5 protein-coding genes are annotated in these 4752 nt (G+C 67.4%); 3 read left to right on the forward strand and 2 right to left on the reverse strand.

Annotated elements, in window-relative coordinates:
- Window positions 1-362: 362 nt before the first annotated feature.
- The 3 genes from ABDW21_RS15775 (at window position 363) to ABDW21_RS15785 (ending at window position 4089) form a co-directional block, all read left to right on the forward strand.
- On the forward strand, window positions 363-1130 hold the full coding sequence (locus tag ABDW21_RS15775) for a phthiotriol/phenolphthiotriol dimycocerosates methyltransferase (RefSeq protein WP_343710710.1): 768 nt from the start codon (window positions 363-365) through the stop codon (window positions 1128-1130).
- A 9-nt stretch (window positions 1131-1139) separates the two neighbouring features.
- Window positions 1140-3314: an acyltransferase family protein gene (locus ABDW21_RS15780; protein ID WP_343710709.1), complete on the forward strand. Its 2175-nt coding sequence runs from the start codon at window positions 1140-1142 to the stop codon at window positions 3312-3314.
- A gap of 103 nt (window positions 3315-3417) precedes the next feature.
- Complete coding sequence (locus tag ABDW21_RS15785; RefSeq protein WP_343603012.1) at window positions 3418-4089, forward strand: methyltransferase domain-containing protein; 672 nt, start codon at window positions 3418-3420, stop codon at window positions 4087-4089.
- A 2-nt stretch (window positions 4090-4091) separates the two neighbouring features.
- On the opposite strand, the gene ABDW21_RS15790 is transcribed toward ABDW21_RS15785, so the two are convergent.
- Both ABDW21_RS15790 and ABDW21_RS15795 read right to left on the reverse strand, forming a co-directional pair.
- Window positions 4092-4523: a type II toxin-antitoxin system VapC family toxin gene (locus ABDW21_RS15790; RefSeq protein ID WP_343710711.1), complete on the reverse strand. Its 432-nt coding sequence runs from the start codon at window positions 4521-4523 to the stop codon at window positions 4092-4094.
- Window positions 4523-4750: a type II toxin-antitoxin system VapB family antitoxin gene (locus ABDW21_RS15795; RefSeq protein ID WP_343603014.1), complete on the reverse strand. Its 228-nt coding sequence runs from the start codon at window positions 4748-4750 to the stop codon at window positions 4523-4525. Before ABDW21_RS15795 ends, ABDW21_RS15790 begins: the two co-directional genes overlap by 1 nt.
- Window positions 4751-4752 lie beyond the last annotated feature (2 nt).

The following is a 4752-nucleotide window of genomic DNA, read 5'->3' on the forward strand; positions in this document are numbered from 1 at the left end:
TCGTTGACGGCCTCGATGGCCATCTCGACTGCGGTGCGGTGCTTATCCCACATGTGGGTCACCGCGTCGTTCGGCCAATACAACCCGGTCCCTGACTCACTGTATTACACACGTATGGCATCCGGTGCGGTCGATGCTTGGAGTCGCGCCTGCGAAAGGCGAGCAGTTTGGCGGGGGTCGTCACGGGCGATCGAGCGCCACATCGACGGATAACATGTTTTGGCACAGCAACCGCAGCTAACGGGGTTCCGTCGGCCACGCGAGCGTGAGACGGGCCTGCCGCGCGGACGCGGGGCACCGCCGCCGATGCGGGTTGCGCCGCGAATTCATGCCACACTTTTGCCGTGGCCCTTCGATACCGCCTGCAGTCGAACCCATTCGTCGGGAAGCTCGTGACCAAGTACGTGCTGCCGCTGGGTACCCGCCAAGTCGGCGACGACGTGGTGTTCTTCAACTTCGGCTACGAGGAAGACCCGCCGATGGGGTTGCCGCTGGCGGCGTCCGACGAGCCCAACCGGTACGGCATCCAGCTCTACCACCTCGTCGCCACCCAGGTGGACCTGCGCGGCAAACGTGTGCTGGAGGTCAGTTGCGGCGCCGGCGGCGGAGCGTCCTACATCGTGCGCACCCTGGGTCCGGCGTCGTACACCGGGCTGGACCTGAACCCCGCCAGCGTCGACTTCTGCCGCAGACGGCACCGGCTGCCGGGGCTGGATTTTGTGCAGGGTGACGCCGAAGACCTGCCGTTCGCCGACGAAACCTTCGACGCGGTGATCAATGTGGAGGCCTCGCACCAGTATCCGCGCATCGACCGGTTCCTGACCGAGGTGGCGCGTGTGCTGCGCCCGGGCGGGCACTTTCTGTACACCGACAATCGCCGGGTTCCCGACATCGCGGGATGGGAGGTGTCGCTGGCCGCCGCACCGATGCGGATGGTGTCGGAAAAGATCATCGACGACGGCGCCAGACGCGGGCTCAAAGAGATCACGCGGCGTTCGCAGGACTCGATCAGCCGCCGCGTACCGGGATTCCTGTCCGGTGCAATCCGGTACGGCTTCGGGGTTTTGGACTGGGACTTGCGTCGCGATGGGGGATTCGTCTACCGGGTCTACTGCTTTGCCAAGGACTGATGTGGGGGGATGAGGATGCAGCAGGCCGGCACCGTTGGCGCTCCCGGCCGGGTATCGGGCGGGCGGGCGTCCGAGCGGGGTTTTCGCTCGGATATCGAGGGGTTGCGCGCGGTTGCGGTGCTGGCGGTGGTCCTCTTTCACGCCGGGGTGCCCGGTATCACTGGCGGGTTCGTCGGGGTGGACGTGTTCTTCGTCATCTCGGGCTTTCTCATCACCGGGATGCTGTGGCGGGAGGTGAGTGGTTCCGGCACGATCCGGCTGGGCCGCTTCTACGGTGCGCGGGCGCGCCGGCTGCTGCCGGCCTCGGCGACGGTGGGCGTCGTGACCGCGATCGGCTCGGCGATCCTGCTGCCGCCGCTGCAGGCCCGGGAGGTCTTCGCCGACGGCATAGCCAGCGCGCTCTACGCGGGCAACTATCGGTTCGCTACGCAAGGCGTCGACTACCTTGCAGCTAGCACGCCGCCGTCGCCGTTTCAGCATTACTGGTCGCTGGGCGTCGAAGAGCAGTTCTATCTGGTGTGGCCGGCCCTGATCATCGGCGCGGCGTGGCTCAGCCGGCGGGTGCGCCGGCGCGCCGGCGCGCAGGGCGGCCCGTCGGAACGGCCCTACCTGGTGGCGCTGGGGCTGGTTGCGGCGGCGTCGTTCGCGATGTCGCTGATGTGGACGTACACATTGCCGCCTGCGGCGTTCTTCTGGCTGCAAGCCCGGGCCTGGGAGTTGGCCGCCGGCGGTCTGGTGGCCCTCACGGCCAGCCAATGGCGCCGACTAGCCCGACTGCCCGCCGCGATCGCGGGATGGGTTGGCCTGGCCGTGATCCTGTTCGCCTGCCACCGGTTGGGCGCGGCCACGCCCTACCCGGGTATCGCGGCCCTGCTGCCCGTGCTCGGGACGGTGCTCGTCGTCGGTGCGGGCTGTGCCGCACCCTCGCTGGGAATCGGCCGCGCTCTGTCCCTGGGGCCGATGCGGGCGGTCGGCCGGGTGTCGTACTCGTGGTACCTGTGGCACTGGCCGGTGCTGCTGCTGGCACCGCCGTTGCTGGGGCACCCGTTGGGGCTGTCCGGCCGGCTGGCGACGGCGGCTATTTCCGGCGGGCTGGCCGTGCTCACACTGCGGCTCGTCGAGAACCCGGTCCGCTTCTTCGCTGGCCTGCGCGGGTCACCCGCCCGCAGTCTCGCGCTCGGTGGGGCCGTCACCGCGGTAGCGGTCTGTACGGGCGTGGTGTTGCTGGTCGTGGTGCCCGTGCCGGTCGGCCGTGGCGCACCGGCTAGGGCGCTGAAGGTCACTGCGTTGCCTCCGCCAGGGAACCACAACGCTGACCCAGACGCGGCGGTGCGAAATGCGTTCGTGCAGGTGCAGGCGGCGGTCGCGGCGTCTGCCGATCTGAAGGCGGTACCGTCGAACCTCAACCCCCCGCTGGCCGATGCGTCGGCCGATCTAGCTGGGATAAACCTCAACGGCTGTCTGCGCAATTTTTTCGACTTTGTACCGCCAGTCTGCGCGACAGGGGACATCGCCTCGTCCACGACGGTGGCCCTCGTCGGCGACTCGCATGCCACGATGTGGAGCCCGGCGTTCCAGCAGGTCGCGGACCAACAGCGCTGGCGGCTGGAGATCTTGGGCAAGGCCGCCTGTCCTCCGACCGACTTGGCCATCACCAACCCCCTGCTGCACCGCAAGTTCACCGAATGCCCGAAGTGGCGTGATCGGATCATCGCCCGGTTGCAGGCCGAGCATCCGCGGCTGATCGTGGTCAGCATGTGGCGGCGGTACACCTCCGACTACGGCTTCACGCCGTACAACTCCGCGTGGACAGACCAGCTGACGGTGCTGGTGACCCGTTTGCGAGCCACCGGCGCGCAGGTTCTGGTGCTCGGGCCGGTACCGGATCCGGGCTCGCGGGTGCCGGACTGCCTGTCCAGCCACCTCGACGACGCGACGGCCTGCTCGCCGCTACGGTCGTCGGCGGTGGACGCGCCCGGCGTCGTCGCCGAGGCAGCGGCCACAAGGGCCGGCGGCGGACAGTATGCGGACCTGACGGATCTGTTCTGCACGGCAGACCGCTGCCCGGTTATCGTGGGCAACACCCTGGTGTACCGCGACCACAACCATCTGACCGCCGAATACGTGCGAGAGCTCGCTCCGGTCATCGGCGCACTGGCCGACCGCGCGCTTGCCCGTGGCTGACGGGTCCTGGGTCGCGTGCCGGGCGATGCACGGCGACGCCAGTCGGCAGGCGACGCCTCATTCCGACGACGACTGAACAGTCCAAGACAGGGGAGACCGCCGCATGGAGGCTGTAGGACAAGAAGAAGCCGATCGTGTCGGCCCCGGGTGGCTGCTGACGATACGCAGGCGGCTGGAGCCACTGCCCGGCTATGCGCCGCTGCAACGCCTGGAACAGCGACTGTTCTGGCCGGATCCGTCGGACCATTGGGTCCGCACAGTCATGGACCGGGAAACCCGGAAGCTCGTCCGGGGTGTTGAGCCAGGCCGGCTCAGCGTTCTCGAGATTTCTGGTGATGCCTGGAAACACCGCGAGCCGTTCAAGGCGTACCGTTCGGTTCACTATCCCGAATTCGACATCTGTGCGTCGGCCTCGGACGAGCAGTACGACCTGATCATCGCCGAGCAGGTGTTCGAGCATGTGCTGTGGCCATACCGCGCCGGAAGGCATGTGCACCAGATGCTGCGGCCAGGCGGCTACTTCCTGATCACCACTCCCTTTCTGATCCGGATTCACGACGGGCCTCAGGACTGCTCGCGCTGGACCGAAACCGGGATCCGCTACTTTCTGGCCGAGTGTGGGTTCGATCTGGAGCGGATTCAGACCGGTTCGTGGGGCAATCGGGCCTGCGTCCGCGCCAACTTCTCGCGGTGGCGTCGCTACCGGCGCTGGCTGCGTTCGTTGCGAAACGAACCTGATTTTCCGGTATCGGTTTGGGCGTTCGCGCAGAAGTGATCTCAGTGCGACCCACGGCCGTAAACCGGCCATTGGCCGAGGACTCTTCCGTCGAACTCGAGGTCGGTTTGGGGGAAGTCGTCGCCGACGGCCAGCAGCGGTTCGCCGCTGACGTGGGCGGCCGCATAGGTCATGCAGTCGCCGAAGTTGAGTCCCGCTGCGTGCCGGCCTTTCCCGAATCGCGTGAACGCCTGCAGGGCCACCACGACGTGGTCCTCGGTGTACGGGCCGACACCGATGTTGAATTCCGCACGAATCCTCTCGTAGACGGTGCGACCCCTCGGGCCGAAGCGGCTGTTCAGCACGATGAGGCATGCTGTCGCGGTGGGTGCGGCGATAACCGGATTCCGCTCGCTGATCAGCGCCGCAGCGACCTCGGCAGCTTTCGTCTCGTTGCGGGCGAGCGCGACGATCGCCGAGGTGTCAACAACGATCACCCGTTGAATCCCTGCTCGTTATAGCCGAGGATGACCTCGCGATCCTCCTTGGTGATGGGCGCAGAACCGGCTGTCAACGGCCAGATTTCGCAGCGGAGCACGTCGAGCACCTGATCGAGACGCTGACGGTGGCGGGATTCCAGAAGTGCCAGCTGTGCGCGCAGCGCGTGACGAATCGCGGCCGTCTTGGTGATGCTGAGCCGGGCCGCGAGCTCCGTGGCCAGGG

This window comes from Mycobacterium sp. (assembly GCF_039583805.1).
GTDB lineage: Bacteria > Actinomycetota > Actinomycetes > Mycobacteriales > Mycobacteriaceae > Mycobacterium.

Excerpts from the sequence above, each read along its gene's own strand:
- ABDW21_RS15785 (WP_343603012.1), top strand. The coding sequence starts at position 3,418 with ATGGAGGCTGTAGGACAAGAAGAAGCCGATCGTGTCGGCCCCGGGTGG.
- ABDW21_RS15780 (WP_343710709.1), top strand. The coding sequence starts at position 1,140 with ATGAGGATGCAGCAGGCCGGCACCGTTGGCGCTCCCGGCCGGGTATCG.